Origin of the sequence: Xanthomonas cassavae CFBP 4642, from assembly GCF_000454545.1 — a bacterium.
GTDB lineage: Bacteria > Pseudomonadota > Gammaproteobacteria > Xanthomonadales > Xanthomonadaceae > Xanthomonas > Xanthomonas cassavae.
This window is the reverse complement of record NZ_CM002139.1, coordinates 2,104,753-2,123,084: the sequence shown is the minus strand read 5'-3', so window position 1 is coordinate 2,123,084 and position 18,332 is coordinate 2,104,753. Positions and strand designations below refer to the sequence as shown.

Sequence of the window (18,332 nt, the reverse complement as noted above, 5' to 3'; positions counted from 1 at the left end):
ACTACAGGCGACACACTCAGATTAACGATGCGATCCAGTCCAGGGCAGCGGAAAAGACTGCGATGCCGGCTGGGGAAACGACCAGCGCGGGCATCGGCACAGCCCTCAGCGATTAGGCCTCAGCAGCCCGCAGTACAGGCCTTCGATGGCGAAATCCTGATCCGGCTGCACTTCGATCGGGGCATAGTCCGGGTTGCGCGGCAGCAGCCGGATCCGGTCCTTGCCGATCTTCAGCAGTTTGACCGTGATCTCCTCATCGATCCGGGCCACCACGATCTGCCCGGAGCGCGCGTCGCGGGTGCGGTGCACGCCGATCAGATCGCCGTTGAAGATGCCTTCGTCGCGCATGGAATCGCCCTGCACCTTGAGCAGATAGTCCGGCGATGGCGAGAAGAACACCCGATCCAGTACCACGAAGTCGTCCGAGCCGATGTCGGCACCAATCGGCAGGCCCGCCGCCACGCGGCCCAGCACCGGCAACCGCAGCACGTCGTCGCGCTCCGGCGCGCTCACCGCCAGCATGCGCGCCTGCGCGCCCTGCCCCGCCAGGCGGATGCCGCGCGCCTGCCCCGGCACACGGCGGATTGCGCCGGCCTGCTCCAGGGCTTCGAGGTGGTACTGCGCCGCGCGCACGCCCTTGAAGCCAAACGCACGGGCGATCTCGGTCTGCGAGGGCGGGACGCCATCGGCGTCAATGCGCTCTGCGATCAGGGCGAGGATGGCGTGCTGGGTATCGGTCAGGTCCATGGTTAGTAGTATTACTACTAACTGGACGGTGTGCAATCCCTTTCTTGCTGCTGCCCGCCCAGCCCGACGCCCAGCAGTTACACCCGGCTAGCGCCGGCTGCGCCAGATCGAAAACAGGATCCAGATGCCGCACAGGCCGGCGCCGATGAAACCGCCTACGCCCAGGCCGAGCAGCCAGCGGCTGGCGCTGCCGCCGACGCTGTTCATCACGATCGACGAGCCGATCACCAAGGCCGCGGTCACGATCCCCATGGTGAGCCGATTGGCGGCGCGATCGACCTGCTCGCCGAACTCGCGCAAGGCGCGCGTCTCCACCTGCAATTGCAGTTTGCCGCGACGCGCCGCCTGGATCAGGCGCTTGAGGTCGCGCGGCAGATCGCCGATCAGATCGATTGCTCCGGTCACGGTACGGCGGCTGCGTCGCAGCATGGCGCTGGGCGCGTAGCGTTGCAGCACCACGCGTTCGAGATACGGCCGCGCCTCGGTGGCCATGTCGAAATCCGGGTCGAGCTGGCGCCCCATGCCTTCAAGGGTGAGAAACGCCTTGATCATCAGCGCCAGATCCGACGGCAGCGTGAGCCCGTGGTCGCGCAGGATGGCGGTGACATCGCCGAGCATCGCACCGATGCGCAACTCCTTCAGCGGCACGCCACGGTACTCGTCGACGAATGCACCGATGTCCTGCTGCAGGCGCGCCTCGTCGATGTCCACACTGGTGCCGGCCCACTCCAGCAACACATCGATGACGGCTTCGGCGTCGTAGCTCACCATGCCGTGCAGCAACTGCGCGACCTGGAGACGGCGCTGCTCGGACACCCGCCCGACCATGCCGAAATCGATGATGGCGATGCGGCCGTCGCGCAGGTAAAAGATGTTGCCCGGGTGCGGGTCGGCATGGAAACAGCCGTCCTGCAGCACCATCTTGAGCACGATGCCGGCGCCGGTGCGCGCTAATGCCTGGCGATCCAGGCCTGCGGCATCCACCGCCAGCATGTCGCGGCCGGGAATGCCGTCGATGAATTCCTGCACGTTGAGCGCGTCGCAGGTCCACTCCCAATACACCGCCGGCACCACCACCTGCGCATCGTGCGTGAAGTTGGCGGCGATGCGTTCGGCGTTGCGGCCCTCGGCAGCGAAATCCAGCTCGCGTCGCAGCGAGACCGTGAATTGCTGCACCACCTCGGCGGGGCGATAGCGCTTGAGGTCCGGAGCGCGGGTTTCGACGATGTCAGCCAGCCGCGCAAGCAGGCGCAGATCTGCGTCGATGGTATCGCCGATGCCGGGGCGGCGGATTTTCAGCACCACCGGCGTGCCGTCGGCCAGCCAGGCGCGGTGGGTCTGCGCCAGCGACGCGGCCGCCAAGGGCTTCTCGTCCAGCCTGGCGAACACGCTCTCCGGTTCCGCACCCAGGGCGGCAACCAATTGCGGCCGTATTTGATCGAACGGCAAGGCCGGCACTGCATTCTGCAGTTCGCTGAGCTCCTCGATCCAGTCCGGCGGCAGCAGATCCACGCGCGTGGCCAGCACCTGCCCCAGTTTGACGAAGGTAGGGCCGAGTTCCTCCAGGGCGCGCCGCACGCGCATCGCGGCGGACATGCGCAGGCGGCCTTCGACGTTGTTCCAGTGCAGCAACCTGCCGGCGCGATCGAGCACATCGGCCAGCCCGATGCGGCGCACGACATCGCCAAACCCGTAGCGAATCAGGACGGAGGCGATTTCCTGCAGCCGCCCCAGATCACGGACGGTGCCAAGCGCTTCCCACATCAGCGCACCGCCTGCTGGGGCGCACAGGCCGGGGGCCGCCTGCACACGGCCAGGGCGAGCCGCGCAATCAGCACGTACCACCGCGACATGCCATGAGCGCGCCCCTGCAGGCTGGAAGATGCACCAGGATCGCGCAAGCCCGAGACCAGGCCATGACGCGCTGCGGGCCGCGCTGTCGCATCTAAACCACGCGACGCAGACGCGCGTAGCCGGTCACAGGGAATCGGGGAAGGCGAGGCATTGTTCACGACAGCAGAAAACGGAAACATTGGCACGCAGCGTCAGCAATGAAACCTTGTTTGTAGCCGATCCATCCGCCGATGTCGCGCCCCGGCCTGATTCGTACTCAGCGCGGAGTGGGCTGCATGCTGACGCAGTTGCAGCGCACGCCTGGAAGACAGGCGGCGCACCATGCTCAGTAGCGCAAGCGCAAGGTAAGCCCATAGGTGCGCGGCGCCCCCAGGAATGCATTCCATGAGCCAGCCTGCAACGGCGTGTCGATCACGATCTGCCGATAGGTTTCGTTGCCCAGATTTTCGGCCCATGCTTCCAGCAGCCAGCATTTGTCGGTGGCGCCGATGCCTACGCGTGCATTGAGCAAGGTGTAACCCGGTTGCGCCTTCTGCGGATCCAGATCCGAGCCGGCGTTGTACTCGGAGGTGTATTTTGCGCCGACATTGACGCGACCGGTCAATCGGTTGCCCACCGCGTGTTCGTAGGTTGCCGACAGATTGGCCGACCAGCGCGGCGCAAAACTCAGCCGACTGCCGGGCAACACCGCCAGCTCTGCATCCGGCAACGGGTCGTTGCCATAGGCGGTGTCTGCATAGCTGAGCCCGCCTTGCAACATCAGGCCGGGTATCGCGCCTTGCCATAGAACCTCGGTGTCGATGCCACGCGACACCACGGTGGGAATGGAGCGCACCACGAAACTGGTGCCGAGGAAATTGTTGAGCTGGAAGTCGCTGAAATTCTGATAGAACAGCGCTGCGTTCACCAGCAGGTCGCCGCCCAGCCAGGTGCTCTTGGCGCCGATTTCATAGCTATCGACGAACTCGCCCGGGAACGATGTATCGTCCACCGGCACGATGCCCTGCACGCCGCTGGACAGGCCGTCGGACGATTGCACGCGATCCAGGTTGAATCCACCGGCCTTGTAGCCACGCGCTGCGGAAACGTACGTCATCAGCGCATCGTTCCAGCGATACGCCAGCTTGGCGGTGCCGGACCACTCGCGTTCCGTGCGGCGCTGTTCGGTCAGGCGACCGGCATGGGCGCTGTTGGCCCAGGGTAGGCAGGTAAAGCCGGTCACCTGCGGCGCGATGGCCGGGACTGCGGCAGCAGGCACGCCACGTGCGGTGAGCGCTGCGCCAATGCGGCGCAGCGCCGCCGGGTCGACCTGCCCGTTCGGTGCGAAATAGCGGGTGCAGGCCGGGCTTCCGTCTGGATTGGCAAAGGCCGAGCGCAGCGCCTTGTGCTCGTGGGTGTAGCGCAGGCCGACCACTACATCCAACGCGTCGGTGGCGTGCCAGGTGTTGTTGGTGAACAATGCCGCGCTGGTGCCGTCCTGCCGAAAGCGGTCCTGGCTGCCCTGCCCGCGAAACAGGCTTCCCGTTGGCAGGCCGGTGGCATCGGCGAGGAAACGCGGCGCGTCAGCACGTGCGGCCAAGGCCGGATTGATGCGCGCCAGCAGTACGCTGGAGAGGTACGGTTCGTACGCGTTACCGAAGCGATAGGACTCGTTGCGATGCAGGGTCTCATCGGCGTAGAACGCGCCCACCAGCCAGTCCACGCGTTCGGTGGAACCGGCAAAGCGCAGTTCCTGGCTGAAGGTCCTGAACTTGGTGAGCATCTCGTTTTCGCGCGCGTCGCGATACAAGATGTCGGCCGCGCCATAGTCGAAGTCCAGACCGTTGACCGACCTCCAGTCGCGCAGTGCGGTGATCGAGGTCAACACCGCATCGTCGAGCCAGGGCGTGGCCCAATCGACCTGCGCCGACACGCCCTTGTCGTGAATGTCCTGCGCCGTGCCGCGGTTGCTGTAGGCACGCCGGCGTTGCGGCTCGGCACGCGGGCTGGTGCCCTGCCCGCCCGGCGCCAGCGCATCGATCAACGCAGCGGTGGGCCCACGCCCGGTGGTGACGGTGACGCAGCAGTTTTCCTCGCGGGTGGTGGCATCGGCTGCCAAGTTGATCTTCAGATCGGGGGTCGGCTCCCACACTACCTGCACGCGTGCGGTGCGCAGGTTCTGGTCGCCGTCATCGGTGGCCGTGCGCGGGCCGGCGCCGGTCACCACCTGCTCGAAGCCGTCGCGCTGCCGTCTGGCGGCATAGACGCGCAACGCTGCGGTTTCGCTCAGGGCGTCGTTGAACGCACCGGCCACCCCCAGCGCGCCATAGTTGCCGGCCGTGAGCTCGGCATCGGCGCTGCGGGTGAAACTGGGCCGGCGCGTGACCACATTGATGACGCCGGCCGAGGTGTTCTTGCCGAACACCGTGCCTTGCGGCCCCTTCAGCACCTCGATGCGTTCCAGCTCCCCCAGATCGGCGAAACCCACGCCATTGCGCGCACGCGCGACGCCATCGATGACCACGCCCACCGATGATTCCAGCCCGGCGTTGTCACCCACTGTGCCGATCCCGCGAATGCGCGCGGTGGTCTGCGCGGCGCTTTGCGAACTGGTCACGATCAGGCCGGGTACCAGCACCTGAAGATCCTTGATGTCGTGCACGCCACTGTCCCGCAGCAGTTGCTCGGGCAGTACCGACACCACGACCGGCACGTTCTGTAGCGCTTCTTCGCGTTTTTGCGCGGTGACCGTCAGCGCCGCCAAGGTGGCAGGTCCGGAGGGCACCGTAGTAGGCGGCTCTGTGGACAAGGCGACCTGCGCATGGAGGCAAGGCGCAGGCAGCGCCATGAGCAAGGCGAGCGCCAGCACGGCGCGAGGTTGCTGATGCAGATTCATGCGTTTCCCCCGGCGAAGGCGCGACCAGGGCAGTGCCACCGACACTGCATGCGCGCACGAGGTTCCATCATCATTCAATTGCACTGCCCACGCACTGCAAGGAGCCGAACACGCCGTGCGCATGGCGAACCCGACTGCACTCCAATGCGTATGCGAGCCATGCAGCAGGCCGGCTCAGCGACGGTAAGAATCGAGACGCTTGCCGTCATATCCAAGCCTTTGGCGGCCAGCCGCCCCGCTCAACCAAGCGCTGCTGACAAACACGACCGCGCAGCCGCCAGGCGGACGCGACCGGCATGCGGAAGAGGCATGGACTCTCGGCCACTGCGCTTCCGGGCACGACCTTTACAGCCCCGAAGAGTAGTTGCGATGTTCTGCTGGCCGCCCTACAGCAACGCGCTCAACCCATGAAGCGCAGCCACCACCGTCTGACGACGCACGGCATCGCGGTCGCCGTCGAACTGGAACAGCTGCGCCGATGCGTAACCGCCGCGTCGCTTCCAGCCGATCCACACCGTGCCGACCGGCTTGTCCTCGCTGCCACCGCCCGGGCCGGCAATGCCGGTCACTGCCACTGCGATACTGCCACCGGAGGTGACCAGGGCGCCGGACACCATTTCGATCACCGTTTCCCGACTGACTGCGCCATGGACTTCCAGGGTCTGCGGGCGCACCCCCAACAGGGCCTGTTTCGCCTCGTAGCTATAGGCCACCATGCCGCAATCAAACCAGTCCGAGGAACCGGCGATATCGGTCATGGCCTTGGCGATCCAGCCACCGGTACAGCTTTCCGCCGTCACCAGACGCTCGCGCGCCGCGCGCAACTGCGTGCTCAGGCAATGGGCAAGCTGCAGCAGATCGTGATCAGTGGGAGACGTCATTGCGGGGATCAGGAATGGGCAGCGGTCACTTTTATCCGAATTCGTGCGTGCTGTCTCCTTGCCATCCGTGCGCCCAGTGATCGCTACGCAGATACGCGGCCTGTTTGTGCAGGCGCAAGCTGACCAGCAGCGCAACGACCATCATGGCCGTCACGTACCAGCAGAACGCGCGCTCCCGATTCCAGATTTCAAGGTGAGCGCCACGAACTCCGCCGATCGCCGAACACGGCATTGCCCGCCGCATACGCCAGGCCCACACCAAGCACACGTATCTGCGCGGGAAACATCTCGGCTTTGACGATGCCGCTGATGGAGAGATGGAAACTGATGATGGCAAGCGCCGGCACGCTCAATACGAACGCCACCAGCGGGCTGGTCACGGACTGCAGCGCCGTCAGGATGGGCACCGTCCCCACGGTGCCGAGCGCGCCGAACCACAACATGCTGCGGCGGGGGCCAATGCGGTCGGATAGCATCCCGAACACTGGCTGCATGCACATGTACGGCAACAGCGCACAGGTCATGACCAGGCTGGCGGTCTTCATCGGCAGATGCACGCTGTTGACCAGGAACTTCTGCATGTACGCGGTAAAGGTGTAGAAGATCAGCGAGCCGCCGCACATCGTGCTCACCGACACCAGCATGGAGTCTTTCGTCCATAGCGATCCGCAAGGCGCCCCAACAGCCAGCCACCAATCGCGCGCATCAGGAAGCCCACCTCAAACACGCCGGTGGCATTGAGTGCCTGGGGGGTCGGATCGTGCCTGGGAAAAAAAGCGCTTGAGAAATAGAGCGCGGCAAACGCAAAGACGTAGAAGTCGAACCACTCCACCAGGTTTCCCGAACAGGCGGCCATGATCGCGAAGATGCGTCGGCGTTTTTCCTCGACGGTATCGGCGGCAATGGCAGCGCCTGCATCAACGGACATCGGCAGGAGCTCCCTTCAAACGCTACGGCTGCAGGTGAATCGCCAGGACGGCGTCGCCGAGTCGATGGATCTCGAAGGACACGTGCGTGCAGCGCAGGTCTGCGAGTCCCCGCCATGCCAATGCATGCAGCGGCAACCCGTGCGTATGCCTGCACGCACACTGCGACCAGGAGCGGCAAACACCACGTAGCGAGCAGTCATCAGGCGGGAAGGGACGGCGCGCTCAGTGCCGCGATGTCGTTCCCGCCCGTTGGATGAGGGCTGCCGATGTCCCGGTCGCCCGCTCTGCAAGGCGACCGGTGATTCACCACAGTGATCTGCGTATGGCGTGCAGCTGCACGCTGCGCAGGCATCACAACTACCGATCAACCACTCACTGCATGGCGTCGATGGCATTGCTGCCATGCACGGTGCCGCCTGGGACCTTGCGCATGGCACTGCGGACGCGCCGCAACGCGGCGGCGGCCCGCATCGCTGACGATCGCTCTGGCCCATTGCGCGGCGAAGCGCACAACCGGGCCGGATGCGGCATGGAGCACACCGCACCCGGCACTGCAGATCATTCGTGGGCCGGTTACTGCCACCGCCCCGCCTGCCGGTCGGGCGCGAGGATCAGGTTTCCCAGTCTTCGCGGCGGTCCGGCAACATTGCCCGCAGGGGCGCACCATCGTCGCCCGCAGCCAGACGCTCGGCCTCGACCATCGGCAGATCGACCTCGAGCAGCCAGCCCTCTTCGTCGACCTGCTCGTCGCGCACCACTTCCAACTGATGCAACTTGGAGCGCAGGCGGCCGGCCGAGGGCGGCAGCCGCAATTGGCCAGTCACATGGCGCAGATCCAGGCGCTGGCCGAGCGCGTGTTGCAGCTCTTCCAGCCCGCGACCATCGCGTGCGGAAATCCATACGCGCTCGCGGCGTGCCAGATCGGGAATGCCGTCCTGGGCATCGTGCCGCACGTGCGCGCCGTCAATCCTGTCGATCTTGTTGAACACCAGCAGCTGCGGTAGATCGCCGGCACCCACCGCATGCAATACCTCGTCCACCTGCAGGATGCGTTCTTCGCGCAGCGGATCGGCGGCGTCGACGATATGCAACAGCAGATCGGCCTCGCGTGCCTCGGACAGGGTCGAACGGAACGCGGCCACCAGTTCGTGCGGCAGATCGCGCACGAAGCCGACCGTATCGGCCAGGATCGCGCTGCCGCCCGGCAACGCGATACGCCGCACGGTGGGATCGAGCGTGGCGAACAGCTGATCGGCCGCATACGCATCGGCGCCGGTCAATGCGTTGAACAGCGTGGACTTGCCGGCGTTGGTATAGCCAACCAGCGCAATGCGCGGCAGCTCGCTGCGCAGCCGCGCGCGACGCATCTGGTTGCGCTGCACCTCAACCTTTTCCAGCCGCTTCTGCAACTGTTCCACCCGCTTCTGCAACAGGCGGCGGTCGGTTTCCAGCTGGGTTTCACCAGGGCCGCGCAGGCCGATCGCACCACCGCGCTGGCGCTCGAGGTGGGTCCAGCCGCGCACCAGCCGTGTGGCCATATGCCGCAGCTGCGCCAGTTCCACCTGCAACTTGCCTTCGTGGCTGCGCGCACGCTGCGCGAAGATATCCAGGATCAGCCCGGTGCGGTCGATCACGCGCCGCTCCAGATAGCGCTCCAGGTTGCGTTCCTGGCCGGGCGACAAGGTGTGGTTGACCAGCACCAGATCCGCGCCGGTGGCCTCGGCAGCCGCCTTGACCTCTTCCAGCTTGCCACGGCCGATCAGGGTCGACGGGCTGGGTTTGTCGATGCGCGCGGTGAGCGTCGCCGCCACCGTGGCGCCCGCCGACTTTGCAAGGTCGGCGAACTCCTCCAGCACATCTTCTTCGGCAGGCCCACCGGAGTGGGTCTGAATCAACAACGCGTGTTCACCCTTGCGTGAGCGATCAAACACGCATCACTCCATTACTGCTCGACGTCGTCATCTTCCGCCTGATTGCCTTCATTGGATTGCACATACCCACCACCCGGCCCCACGCGCACATTGCGCGCCGGAACGACCGTGGAGATGGCGTGCTTGTAAACCATCTGACTCACGGTGTTGCGTAGCAGGACCACGAACTGGTCGAACGACTCGATCGTGCCCTGCAGCTTGATGCCGTTGACCAGATACACAGAGACCGGCACGCGCTCGCGCCGCAGCGCGTTGAGAAACGGGTCCTGTAACGATTGCCCCTTAGCCATCGAAAACTCCTCTTCATTATTGTTCTTATTGTCCCGGTCGACACCTGCCATCCCCAGCCGGTTCCGGAAACGGGATGTTACACGCCTGAAGCCTGCCGTACAGCAGGCCGATGGGCGAGGAAGCCGACAAGTGCGTCCTCCAATCGATGGCGGTCGCGCTCCGGGTCGAACCAGCGCGCGTCGAGCTCGCCACGTAGCCAGGTGAGCTGCCGCTTGGCCAGCTGCCGGGTCGCCTGCACCGCCTTGTCGCGGAACTCGGCCAGGCTGCCGGCTCCGTCCAGATATTCCCAGGCCTGGCGGTAGCCCACCGCGCGGACCGCCGGCAGATCCAGCGGTGCAGCCACCGTACGCATCTGCGGCAGCGCCCGCAGGGCTTGCACTTCGCCGAGAAAATCCTGCGCCAGCATCTGCTCCAGCCGCTGCGCGATACGCGCATGCAGCACGGCCCGCTCGCGCGGGGCCAGGATCAGCTTCAGCACCCGCACCGGCAGGCGTGGCGGCGCCGGCAGCCCCTGCCAATAGCTGATCGGCCGGCCGCTGATGCGATACACCTCCAGCGCACGCTGGATGCGTTGCGGGTCGGTGGCATGAATGCGCGCCGCAGCGACAGGATCGATCTGCGCCAGCTGCGCATGCAAGGCTGCCCATCCGAGCTGCTCGGCCTCCGCTGCAATCGCCGCGCGCACCGCCGGGTCGGCTTCGGGCAGTTGCGACAGCCCCTCCAGCAGCGCGCGGAAATACAGCCCGGTGCCGCCCGCCAGGATCGGCAGCTTGCCACGCGCAACGATGTCCTCGATTGCGCGCCGCGCATCGCTGGCGAACTCGGCGGCCGAATAGGTCTGCCAGGGATCGTGCAAGTCGATCAGATGGTGCGGCACCGCCGCGCGCATCGCCGCATCCGGCTTGGCCGCACCGATATCCAGCCCGCGATAGACCAGCGCCGAATCGACGCTGACGATCTCGCCATTCCAGCGCTGCGCCGCCTCCAGCGCCAGCGCGGTCTTGCCGCTGGCGGTGGGGCCCATCAGCGCGATCGCCAGCGGGCGGCGGTCGGCTGGCATCAGTCCTCGTCCGGCCAGCGGATCGTCGCCGCAGCCGGCGCCGACACCCGTGGCACCGGGATCGCAGCGACCGCGCTCCAGACCTTCAGCGCATCCACGATCGCGGCAACATCGTGCACGCGCAACAACAGCGCGCCGTGCTGGGCGGCAATCAGATGCGCTGCCACCGAGCCGTGTACCCGCTCTGCGGCCGCCTCGCGCCCGGTCAGCTCGCCGATGCTGCGTTTGCGCGACAGCCCCGCCAGCACCGGCAACCCGAACTCCTGCAAGCGCTGCAACTGCGCCAGCAGGGTGAGGTTGTGCGCGGTGGTCTTGTCGAAACCGAACCCCGGGTCGAGCACCAGCCGACGCTTGTCGATTCCGGCCATCTCCGCAGCGAAGATGCGCTCGGCGAGGAACCGATGCACCTCCCCCACCACGTCGTCGTAGTGCGGCGCCTGCTCCATCGCATGCGGCGCGTTGCGCGCGTGCATCAACACCACCGGCACCTGCAGCTCTGCCACAGTCTGCAGCGCGCCCGGCGACCGCAGCGCGTAGACATCGTTGATCATGCCGGCGCCGGCCGCAACGGCCGCGCGCATGACGTCCGGTTTGGACGTATCGATGCTGATCGGCACCGTCGTCTGATGCGCCAATGCCTGTATTACCGGAATCACGCGCTGCAGTTCGTCGTCCAGCGACACCGGCGCTGCCCCGGGACGGGTGGATTCGCCACCGATATCCAGTACCGCCGCGCCCTGCTCCACCAGCCGCAGCGCGTGGGCAATGGCCGCATCGCAGCTCGCATGCTGGCCGCCGTCGGAGAACGAGTCGGGGGTGACATTGACGATGCCCATCACCTGCGGCGCGTCCAGTCGCAGGCTGCGACCGGCGCAATCCAGCTTGAGGGCGGTGTCGAACATCGGGAAGCTCCTGGATCGGTTGTACGGAATGATGGGCGGCGTGTCGTGCTGGCGCGCGTGGCAGTGCATCGATGGCAATGGCGATGAAAATGGCAGTTTTGCCACGTCGTGGCAGCCGACCCGCGGTGCGGTGAGCCGCAAATGCGGAGCCATTGTCGCGTAGCGCGCAACGACCGACATGTTACGTAGCTGGAATTGACCCACCGGACAACTACCGCATGCGGATCGCAGGCTGCAAGGATCTCTCCGCCGCCGTCCTTGCCAGGCCCTCCAACCCTGCCCGACGCCGCAACGCATCGGGGCCAGGAATCGCTTCCTGGCCCCGACGCTCGTTACCTCACGCTGGTCAGCAACAGCTTACAGCTGCTCGGCCGGGCCTGCGATCGGCGGCAACGGACGCGGGCTGCCCTTGTCGTTGTTGTTGCCACCATCCCTGTCGGACTTGCCCCAGCCCGCCGGCGGCGGCGGGTCGCGGCCTTCCATGATGGCGTCGATCTGCGGCACGTCGATGGTTTCGTACTCCAGCAACAGCTTGGCCATCACGTGCAGCTTGTCGATGTTCTCGGTCAGGATGGTCTTGGCGCGGTTGTAGGCACCATCCAGGATGTCGCGCACCACGTCGTCGATCTTGCGCGCGGTTTCATCCGACACGCTCTTGTGCTGCGTGACCGAACGCCCCAGGAACACCTCGTCCTCTTCCTCGCCATAGGCGATCGGGCCGAGCTCATCGGACAGACCCCACTTGGTGACCATGTTGCGTGCCATCTTGGTCGCGCGCTCGATGTCGTTGGAGGCACCGGTGGTCACCTTGTCCGCGCCGAAGATCAGCTCTTCGGCAACACGGCCGCCGTACAACGTGGCCAGACGACTATGCAGGCTCTCGCGGGTGGAACTGTAACGATCGCCCTCGGGCAGGAACTGGGTGACACCCAACGCACGCCCACGCGGAATGATGGTGACCTTGTAGACCGGATCGTGATCCGGCACCAGACGCCCGATGATGGCGTGGCCGGCCTCGTGATAAGCCGTGTTGGTCTTTTCTTCCTCGCTCATCGCCATCGAACGACGCTCGGCGCCCATCAGGATCTTGTCGCGCGCGCGGTCGAAGTGATCCATCCGCACTTCCTTGACCGCCTCGCGTGCCGCAAACAGCGCTGCCTCGTTACAGAGGTTGGCCAGATCCGCACCTGAGAAGCCCGGGGTACCGCGCGCAATGACCATCGGCGCGACGTCGTCGGCCAGCGGCAGCTTGCGCATGTGCACGCGCAGGATCTGCTCGCGGCCCTTGACGTCCGGCAGGCCCACCACGACCTGGCGATCGAAACGACCCGGACGCAGCAATGCCGGGTCCAGCACGTCGGGACGGTTGGTCGCGGCGATCACGATCACGCCCTCGCCGCCCTCGAACCCGTCCATCTCGACCAGCAGCTGGTTCAAGGTCTGCTCGCGTTCGTCATGACCGCCGCCCAGGCCGGCACCGCGATGACGACCGACCGCATCGATTTCGTCGATGAAGATGATGCATGGCGCGTGCTTCTTGGCCTGTTCGAACATGTCACGCACGCGGCTCGCACCGACGCCGACGAACATTTCCACGAAATCCGAGCCGGAAATACTGAAGAACGGCACCTTGGCCTCACCGGCAATCGCCTTGGCGAGCAAGGTCTTGCCGGTACCCGGCGGCCCCACCATCAGCACGCCGCGCGGGATCTTGCCGCCCAGCTTGGTGAACTTGGTCGGATCACGCAGGAACTCCACCAGCTCGCCCACTTCTTCCTTGGCTTCGTCGCAACCGGCGACGTCGGCGAAGGTGATCTTGATCTGGTCTTCGCCCTGCAGCTTGGCGCGGGACTTGCCGAAGCTCATCGCACCCTTGGCACCGCCGCCACCGCCCTGCATCTGGCGCATGATGAACAGCCAGAAGCCGATGATCAGGATGACCGGCAGGAAATTCAGCACCAACGACCAGAACCCTGGGCCGGTGGACGGCTTCTGCCGGGTCATTTCGATGTTCTTGCTGTACAGCACGTCGACCAGCTTGTCGTCGCGCGGACCGTAGACGGTGGCCTCGCTGCCGTCGGTGCGCTTGAAGCGGATCGCGTTGACGGCCAGGTTGGTCTCGTCGGTGTAATCCACCGACTTGACGCGCCCGGAGTCCACTTCCTTCAGGAACTGGGTGTAAGTGATCGAGTCGGCGCCGACACCGCCCGCCATCCGCGGCGAGAAGCTCTGGAAGACGACCATCAGCACAACCGCGACGACCACCCACAGCAGCAGATTCTTGGTCAAGTCGTTCATCCTCATTGGCTCCGGTGCCCTCTACTCTTTTAATTCTTGAAACACGGTGGTCATTGGCAGCTTACTTGATCTGGACACGCTTGCCCTGACCGAGCGCATAAACTTCCGGGGAGCGCTTGCGCGAGGCCGCCGGCTTGCGGATCGTTACCTTGTCATAGCGGCGGCGAAGCTCGCGAATGTAGTCGTCGGACCCCGCACCTTGGAATAACTTGATCAGAAACGCGCCACCCGTTTTGAGGTGGGTGTCGGCAAATTCCATCGCCAGTTCCGCCAGGTGCATCATCCGCGGTTGGTCGACCGCATCCATGCCACTCTTATTGGGGGCCATATCCGACAGCACAAGGTCCACCGGCACATCGCCCAGCATCGCTTCGAACTGCGATAGGACGGCCTGCTCCCTGAAGTCGCCGTGAAGGAACTCCACGCCAGCCAGGGTGGGCATGTCCAGGATGTCCAGCGCCAGCACCCGGCCGCTGTCGCCCATGGACTTGCGCACCTGTTGCGACCAGCCACCCGGTGCGGCGCCCAGATCCACCACCACCATGCCGGGCCTGAGCAGACGGTCGCGCTGCAGCAGCTCCTCCAGCTTGTAGGCCGCGCGCGAACGCATGCCTTCGGCCTGGGCCTTCTTCACATAAGGGTCGGCGAAGTGTTCCTTGAGCCAGCGCTGGCTGCTTTTACTGCGGGAAGGCATTGGCAAAGGGGTCCGAACGGGCCGCCATGATACCCTGAACACCCTTTGCTGCCCTTCGATCCTGCATGTCCATTGTTCTCACCTCCGCCCAGAACCGTTTCCTGCGCGGCCAGGCCCACGACCTCAAGGCCTTGCTGCAGACCGGCGGCAAGGGGGTCACGCCGGCATTTCTGGCCGAACTCGAGGAAGTGCTCGAGCGCCATGAACTGATCAAGGTGAAGGTGGCTTCCGAGGACCGTGAGACCCGCGACGCATTGATCGCCGAACTGGTCGAACAGACCGGCAGCGCCCTGGTACAGCGGATCGGCCACATCGCCATCCTGTACCGCCCCAGCAAGGAAAAGCGCCAGATCGTGCTGCCGCGCGGCTGATCCGACGAGTTCGACATGCCTTTAAGCCAGGAACACCCCGACTACACCTATGCGCTGCGTGCGGCCGATGGCCGCCACGCCAAGGTGAACGACCAGATTCTGCAGCGCAGCTTCATCCTGATGCCCGACGAGCTGGTGGAAGGCTGGCCGGTCTGCGGCCTGGAACAGCTCCAGGTCGCGCATATGGACGCGGTACTGGCGCTCGCCCCGGCGGTGATCCTGCTCGGCACCGGAGAGCGGCAGCAGTTCCCGAAGACGGACGTGCTGGCAGCCTGCCTGACCCGCGGTATCGGCCTGGAAGCGATGACCAATGCGGCCGCGGCGCGCACCTACAACGTGCTGGCCAGCGAAGGCCGCAGGGTGGCACTGGCGATGATCCTGGAAGGCCGGGATTAGGGAGTCGGGATTGGGGATTTGCAACTGCGGGCTGGAGCAGATGTCGCTCTCATGCCAACAGCAGGAGCGACACCCCGAGCAATCTTCAGGCCGCTAGAACGCATCTTCCACGCGGCACCATCAGCCCAGCGCCGTTGCCGTTGCCGTTGCGAATCCCAAATCCCGAATCCCGAATCACTTCTTTGGCAGATACAGCAGCGGATCCACCGGCTTGCCGTTGTAGCGGATCTCGAAGTGCAGCATGTCTCGCGCGGCGCCGCTGCGGCCCATTTCGGCGATCTGCTGGCCGGCCTTGACGTTCTGGCCTTCGTTGAGCAGGCGCTTGCGGTTGTGGCCGTAGGCCGACAGCCACTGGTCGTTGTGCTTGATGATGATCAGCTCGCCATAACCGACCAGGCCGGCACCGGAGTACACCACCACGCCGTCGGCGGCGGCACGCACCGCCTGGCCGCTGGCGCCGGCGATATCCACGCCCTGCTTGGTGGTTTCTCCGCTCACGAACGTACCGACCACCACGCCATCGGCGGGCCAGCGCCATGAAAAACCGCTGCTGACAGGCGCAGCGACCGGTGCTGCCGGACGCGCCGGGACCACGGTAGCACCGGCCACCGGAGCACTGCTGCCGGGCTTGCTTGCCCCACCGGGATACAGCTTGAGGGTCTGGCCTGGATAGATCGTGTTGGGAGACGACAGGCCGTTCCAGGCCGCCAGGTCGGCGGCCGTGATATTGGTCCGGCGCGAGATCGCATACAGGGTGTCGCCGCGCTGCACGGTGACGGTGGCACCGGGGCGTGGCACAGACGGCCGCGGCGCTGGCGCAGGGCGCGCCGACGCAGAACCGCCGCCGGCACCGGGCGAACGCACCACCGTGGCACTGCTGCAGGCGGTCAACCCGATGGCGACCATGAGCATGACTGCTGTCTCGCGTACCGAATTCATCTGCGTCTTGCTCATCCGTTCGTTGTCTTCCATACCAGCCAGCCGGCGCCGACCGCGAGCGCCACCATGGCCATCCAACCCAGCGGCTCGATCCACTTGTGCAAGGCGGCCTCGGCACGTGCGCCACCCAGGCGGATGGCGCCGGCCACCAGGTACACGCGCTTGCCGCGTCCCACCAGCATGCTGGCGATGAACGGCAGGATCGGCACGCCGACCACGCCCGAGGCCCAGGTGAAGATCTTCAGCGGAATCGGGGTGAAGCCGACCAGCACCAAGGCCCAGAATGCCTTCCAGGGTGAGTCGGCCACCAGCACGCGCAGGGATTCGACCTGCACCTGGATCTTTGTGCTCCAGCCCAGCCATTCGATCAGCGGCTGCAGCGCGGCAAAGGCGAAATGCCCCAGCAGGTAGCCAACCAATGCGCCGCAGACCGAGCCGATCAGGCTCAAGGTGGCGAACCAGAGCGAACGCTTGGGCTCGGCCAGCGACATCGGCGCCAGCATCACCTCCGGCGGCACCGGGAAGATGAAACCCTCCACGAAACTGAGGCCGGTCAGCAGCGCTGGTGCGCGGCGATGGCGCGACCAACGGATGGCCACGTCGTACAACGGCCCGAAGATCTTCATCGAAAAACTCTCATGGATTCAATCCAGCATGCCCGACAACAGCGGGACGAACGTGACCGGCGCCAGAACCTGCTGCTCGATCGCGCCGTCGGCAGCGCGCGTGAGTTGCACCAGTGATTGCGACGAGGCGCCACCGACCGGGGCGACCAGCCGCCCGCCAACCGCGAGCTGATCGACCAGCGCGTCGACCAGCGCCGTGGCGGCGGCGGTGACCACGATGGCATCGTAGGGGCCATGTTCGGGCCAGCCGATGCGGCCGTCGTCGTGCTTGCTGCGCACGTTCATGCCCAGGTGCCGGAAGCGCTTGCGCGCCTGCCGCAGCAGGTCGCCGATGCGCTCGACCGTGTACACCTCCAGCCCCAGCGCGGCGAGGATCGCGCCCTGGTAGCCGGAGCCGGTGCCCACTTCGAGCACCCTGGTCGGGCCGACCTGCAGCACCGCCTCGGTCATGCGCGCGACCACCCAGGGCTGCGAGATGGTCTGGCCGTGGCCGATCGGCAAGGCGGTGTCTTCGTAGGCACGCGAGGCCAGCGCTTCGTCGATGAACAGATGGCGCGGCACGGTGCGCACCGCGTTGAGCGTGGCTTCGTCCTGGATGCCGGCCTCGCGCAGGCGCTCCACCAGCCGGTCGCGCACGCGTTGCGAGGTCATGCCGATCCCCACCGATTCCGGTTGCAGGCGCAGCCTCGGCGTCATGCCGGTGTATCCAGCGCGGCAGTCAGGCCGCCCACCCAGCCGGCCACCGTCTCCAGCGCGTGATAGCGGGTCAGGTCGACATGGATCGGGGTGATCGAGATATGCCCGGTGCGCACGGCATGGAAGTCGGTGCCGGCGCCGGCGTCCTGCTCCGGCCCGGCCGGGCCGATCCAGTACACGGTGCGGCCGCGCGGGTCGCGCTGCGGCACACAGGGTTCGGAGCGGTGGCGGTTGCCGAGCCGGGTGACCTCGAAACCGAGCACCTCCGACCAGGCCAGGTCCGGCACGTTGACGTTGAGGATGGTGTCGGCCGGCAACGGGTCGGCCTTCAGCCGCGCCACGATCTCCACCGCGGCGCGCGCGGCGGTTTCGTAGTGATGCGCCTCGTGATTGTGCGTCACCAGCGAGACCGCCACCGCGGGCAGGCCGAGGAAGCGGCCCTCCATCGCAGCGGAGACGGTGCCCGAATAGATCACGTCGTCGCCGAGATTGGCCGAGTTGTTGATGCCGGAGACCACGATGTCCGGGTCGTAATCGAGCATGCCGGTCAGCGCCAGATGCACGCAGTCGGTCGGCGTGCCGGCCACCGCGCAGGTCTGCGCGTCGATGCGGCGGGTGCGGATCGGCACATCCAGCGTGAGCGAATTGCTGGCGCCGGAACGGTCGCGGTCGGGCGCGACCACCATCACTTCATGACCGGCATGGCGCAGCGCCTCGGCCAAAATCTGGATGCCGGGGGCGTCGACACCGTCGTCGTTGCTAACCAGTACGCGCATGGGACTCCTCGGAAAACCGGGTCATGATACCGGATGCGTCCGCGCCCTTCGCGCTTGATCTTCGCT

18 protein-coding genes are annotated in these 18,332 nt (G+C 65.9%); 2 read left to right on the top strand and 16 right to left on the bottom strand.

The genetic code is table 11. The features are described from left to right. Positions 1-105: 105 nt before the first annotated feature. From lexA to rlmE, 12 genes are all read right to left on the bottom strand, one after another. Positions 106-747 (bottom strand): transcriptional repressor LexA, encoded by a 642-nt coding sequence (gene lexA, locus XCSCFBP4642_RS0109595; protein ID WP_029219594.1) that lies wholly within the window; start codon positions 745-747, stop codon positions 106-108. A gap of 87 nt (positions 748-834) precedes the next feature. After that, positions 835-2,511: a 2-polyprenylphenol 6-hydroxylase gene (gene ubiB / locus XCSCFBP4642_RS0109590; protein WP_029219593.1), complete on the bottom strand. Its 1,677-nt coding sequence runs from the start codon at positions 2,509-2,511 to the stop codon at positions 835-837. 415 nt (positions 2,512-2,926) lie between these two features. Beyond that, a complete protein-coding gene (locus XCSCFBP4642_RS0109585; protein ID WP_029219592.1) occupies positions 2,927-5,476 on the bottom strand; it encodes a TonB-dependent receptor in 2,550 nt (849 codons plus the stop codon). 386 nt (positions 5,477-5,862) lie between these two features. Continuing rightward, on the bottom strand, positions 5,863-6,357 hold the full coding sequence (locus XCSCFBP4642_RS0109580) for a CinA family protein (protein WP_029219591.1): 495 nt from the start codon (positions 6,355-6,357) through the stop codon (positions 5,863-5,865). Between the two features lie 188 nt (positions 6,358-6,545). Continuing rightward, positions 6,546-7,001 (bottom strand): MFS transporter, encoded by a 456-nt coding sequence (locus tag XCSCFBP4642_RS30475; RefSeq protein ID WP_029219590.1) that lies wholly within the window; start codon positions 6,999-7,001, stop codon positions 6,546-6,548. Then, the gene (locus XCSCFBP4642_RS30470) at positions 6,986-7,285 is read right to left on the bottom strand and encodes a hypothetical protein (protein WP_029219589.1); all 300 of its coding nucleotides are present in this window, start codon (positions 7,283-7,285) and stop codon (positions 6,986-6,988) included. Before XCSCFBP4642_RS30470 ends, XCSCFBP4642_RS30475 begins: the two co-directional genes overlap by 16 nt. Before the next feature lie 612 nt (positions 7,286-7,897). Beyond that, positions 7,898-9,217 carry a ribosome rescue GTPase HflX gene (hflX, locus tag XCSCFBP4642_RS0109555; RefSeq protein WP_029219588.1) on the bottom strand — a complete coding sequence of 440 codons (1,320 nt, stop codon included), beginning with the start codon at positions 9,215-9,217 and terminating at the stop codon, positions 7,898-7,900. Between the two features lie 11 nt (positions 9,218-9,228). Continuing rightward, positions 9,229-9,507 (bottom strand): RNA chaperone Hfq, encoded by a 279-nt coding sequence (hfq, locus tag XCSCFBP4642_RS0109550; protein ID WP_005915027.1) that lies wholly within the window; start codon positions 9,505-9,507, stop codon positions 9,229-9,231. Positions 9,508-9,584: 77 nt separating this feature from the next. Beyond that, positions 9,585-10,568: a tRNA (adenosine(37)-N6)-dimethylallyltransferase MiaA gene (gene miaA / locus XCSCFBP4642_RS0109545; protein ID WP_029219587.1), complete on the bottom strand. Its 984-nt coding sequence runs from the start codon at positions 10,566-10,568 to the stop codon at positions 9,585-9,587. Continuing rightward, entirely contained in the window at positions 10,568-11,470 is a 903-nt protein-coding gene (folP, locus tag XCSCFBP4642_RS0109540; RefSeq protein WP_029219586.1) for a dihydropteroate synthase, read from the bottom strand. The genes miaA and folP overlap by 1 nt, the downstream gene beginning before the upstream one ends. A 357-nt stretch (positions 11,471-11,827) precedes the next feature. Continuing rightward, complete coding sequence (ftsH, locus tag XCSCFBP4642_RS0109530; RefSeq protein WP_029219585.1) at positions 11,828-13,768, bottom strand: ATP-dependent zinc metalloprotease FtsH; 1,941 nt, start codon at positions 13,766-13,768, stop codon at positions 11,828-11,830. A 61-nt stretch (positions 13,769-13,829) separates the two neighbouring features. Beyond that, positions 13,830-14,462: a 23S rRNA (uridine(2552)-2'-O)-methyltransferase RlmE gene (gene rlmE, locus XCSCFBP4642_RS0109525; protein WP_029219584.1), complete on the bottom strand. Its 633-nt coding sequence runs from the start codon at positions 14,460-14,462 to the stop codon at positions 13,830-13,832. 65 nt (positions 14,463-14,527) lie between these two features. Here rlmE and yhbY point away from each other — a divergent pair, with 65 nt between their 5' ends. Then, entirely contained in the window at positions 14,528-14,833 is a 306-nt protein-coding gene (gene yhbY, locus XCSCFBP4642_RS0109520; protein ID WP_029219583.1) for a ribosome assembly RNA-binding protein YhbY, read from the top strand. Positions 14,834-14,848: 15 nt separating this feature from the next. Beyond that, positions 14,849-15,229: an Mth938-like domain-containing protein gene (locus XCSCFBP4642_RS0109515; protein ID WP_029219582.1), complete on the top strand. Its 381-nt coding sequence runs from the start codon at positions 14,849-14,851 to the stop codon at positions 15,227-15,229. Positions 15,230-15,403: 174 nt separating this feature from the next. Here the strand turns inward: XCSCFBP4642_RS0109515 and XCSCFBP4642_RS0109510 are convergent, their stop codons facing one another. The 4 genes from XCSCFBP4642_RS0109510 to surE are packed head-to-tail and all read right to left on the bottom strand — an operon-like array spanning position 15,404 to position 18,266. Beyond that, on the bottom strand, positions 15,404-16,183 hold the full coding sequence (locus XCSCFBP4642_RS0109510; RefSeq protein ID WP_029219581.1) for a peptidoglycan DD-metalloendopeptidase family protein: 780 nt from the start codon (positions 16,181-16,183) through the stop codon (positions 15,404-15,406). Further along, positions 16,180-16,794, bottom strand: coding sequence for a YqaA family protein (locus XCSCFBP4642_RS0109505; RefSeq protein ID WP_029219580.1), 615 nt, complete (start codon positions 16,792-16,794; stop codon positions 16,180-16,182). The genes XCSCFBP4642_RS0109510 and XCSCFBP4642_RS0109505 overlap by 4 nt, the downstream gene beginning before the upstream one ends. 18 nt (positions 16,795-16,812) lie before the next feature. Then, positions 16,813-17,490, bottom strand: a complete 678-nt coding sequence (locus XCSCFBP4642_RS0109500; protein ID WP_029219579.1) for a protein-L-isoaspartate(D-aspartate) O-methyltransferase — start codon at positions 17,488-17,490, stop codon at positions 16,813-16,815. Then, complete coding sequence (gene surE / locus XCSCFBP4642_RS0109495; RefSeq protein WP_029219578.1) at positions 17,487-18,266, bottom strand: 5'/3'-nucleotidase SurE; 780 nt, start codon at positions 18,264-18,266, stop codon at positions 17,487-17,489. The genes XCSCFBP4642_RS0109500 and surE overlap by 4 nt, the downstream gene beginning before the upstream one ends. Between the last annotated feature and the right edge of the window lie 66 nt (positions 18,267-18,332).

Excerpts from the sequence above, each read along its gene's own strand:
- hfq (WP_005915027.1), bottom strand. The coding sequence starts at position 9,507 with ATGGCTAAGGGGCAATCGTTACAGGACCCGTTTCTCAACGCGCTGCGG.
- XCSCFBP4642_RS0109585 (WP_029219592.1), bottom strand. The coding sequence starts at position 5,476 with ATGAATCTGCATCAGCAACCTCGCGCCGTGCTGGCGCTCGCCTTGCTC.
- rlmE (WP_029219584.1), bottom strand. The coding sequence starts at position 14,462 with ATGCCTTCCCGCAGTAAAAGCAGCCAGCGCTGGCTCAAGGAACACTTC.
- folP (WP_029219586.1), bottom strand. The coding sequence starts at position 11,470 with ATGTTCGACACCGCCCTCAAGCTGGATTGCGCCGGTCGCAGCCTGCGA.
- ftsH (WP_029219585.1), bottom strand. The coding sequence starts at position 13,768 with ATGAACGACTTGACCAAGAATCTGCTGCTGTGGGTGGTCGTCGCGGTT.
- XCSCFBP4642_RS30475 (WP_029219590.1), bottom strand. The coding sequence starts at position 7,001 with ATGCTGGTGTCGGTGAGCACGATGTGCGGCGGCTCGCTGATCTTCTAC.
- XCSCFBP4642_RS0109505 (WP_029219580.1), bottom strand. The coding sequence starts at position 16,794 with ATGAAGATCTTCGGGCCGTTGTACGACGTGGCCATCCGTTGGTCGCGC.
- XCSCFBP4642_RS0109500 (WP_029219579.1), bottom strand. The coding sequence starts at position 17,490 with ATGACGCCGAGGCTGCGCCTGCAACCGGAATCGGTGGGGATCGGCATG.
- XCSCFBP4642_RS0109515 (WP_029219582.1), top strand. The coding sequence starts at position 14,849 with ATGCCTTTAAGCCAGGAACACCCCGACTACACCTATGCGCTGCGTGCG.
- XCSCFBP4642_RS0109580 (WP_029219591.1), bottom strand. The coding sequence starts at position 6,357 with ATGACGTCTCCCACTGATCACGATCTGCTGCAGCTTGCCCATTGCCTG.
- lexA (WP_029219594.1), bottom strand. The coding sequence starts at position 747 with ATGGACCTGACCGATACCCAGCACGCCATCCTCGCCCTGATCGCAGAG.
- XCSCFBP4642_RS30470 (WP_029219589.1), bottom strand. The coding sequence starts at position 7,285 with ATGTCCGTTGATGCAGGCGCTGCCATTGCCGCCGATACCGTCGAGGAA.
- ubiB (WP_029219593.1), bottom strand. The coding sequence starts at position 2,511 with ATGTGGGAAGCGCTTGGCACCGTCCGTGATCTGGGGCGGCTGCAGGAA.
- miaA (WP_029219587.1), bottom strand. The coding sequence starts at position 10,568 with ATGCCAGCCGACCGCCGCCCGCTGGCGATCGCGCTGATGGGCCCCACC.
- surE (WP_029219578.1), bottom strand. The coding sequence starts at position 18,266 with ATGCGCGTACTGGTTAGCAACGACGACGGTGTCGACGCCCCCGGCATC.
- yhbY (WP_029219583.1), top strand. The coding sequence starts at position 14,528 with ATGTCCATTGTTCTCACCTCCGCCCAGAACCGTTTCCTGCGCGGCCAG.
- XCSCFBP4642_RS0109510 (WP_029219581.1), bottom strand. The coding sequence starts at position 16,183 with ATGAGCAAGACGCAGATGAATTCGGTACGCGAGACAGCAGTCATGCTC.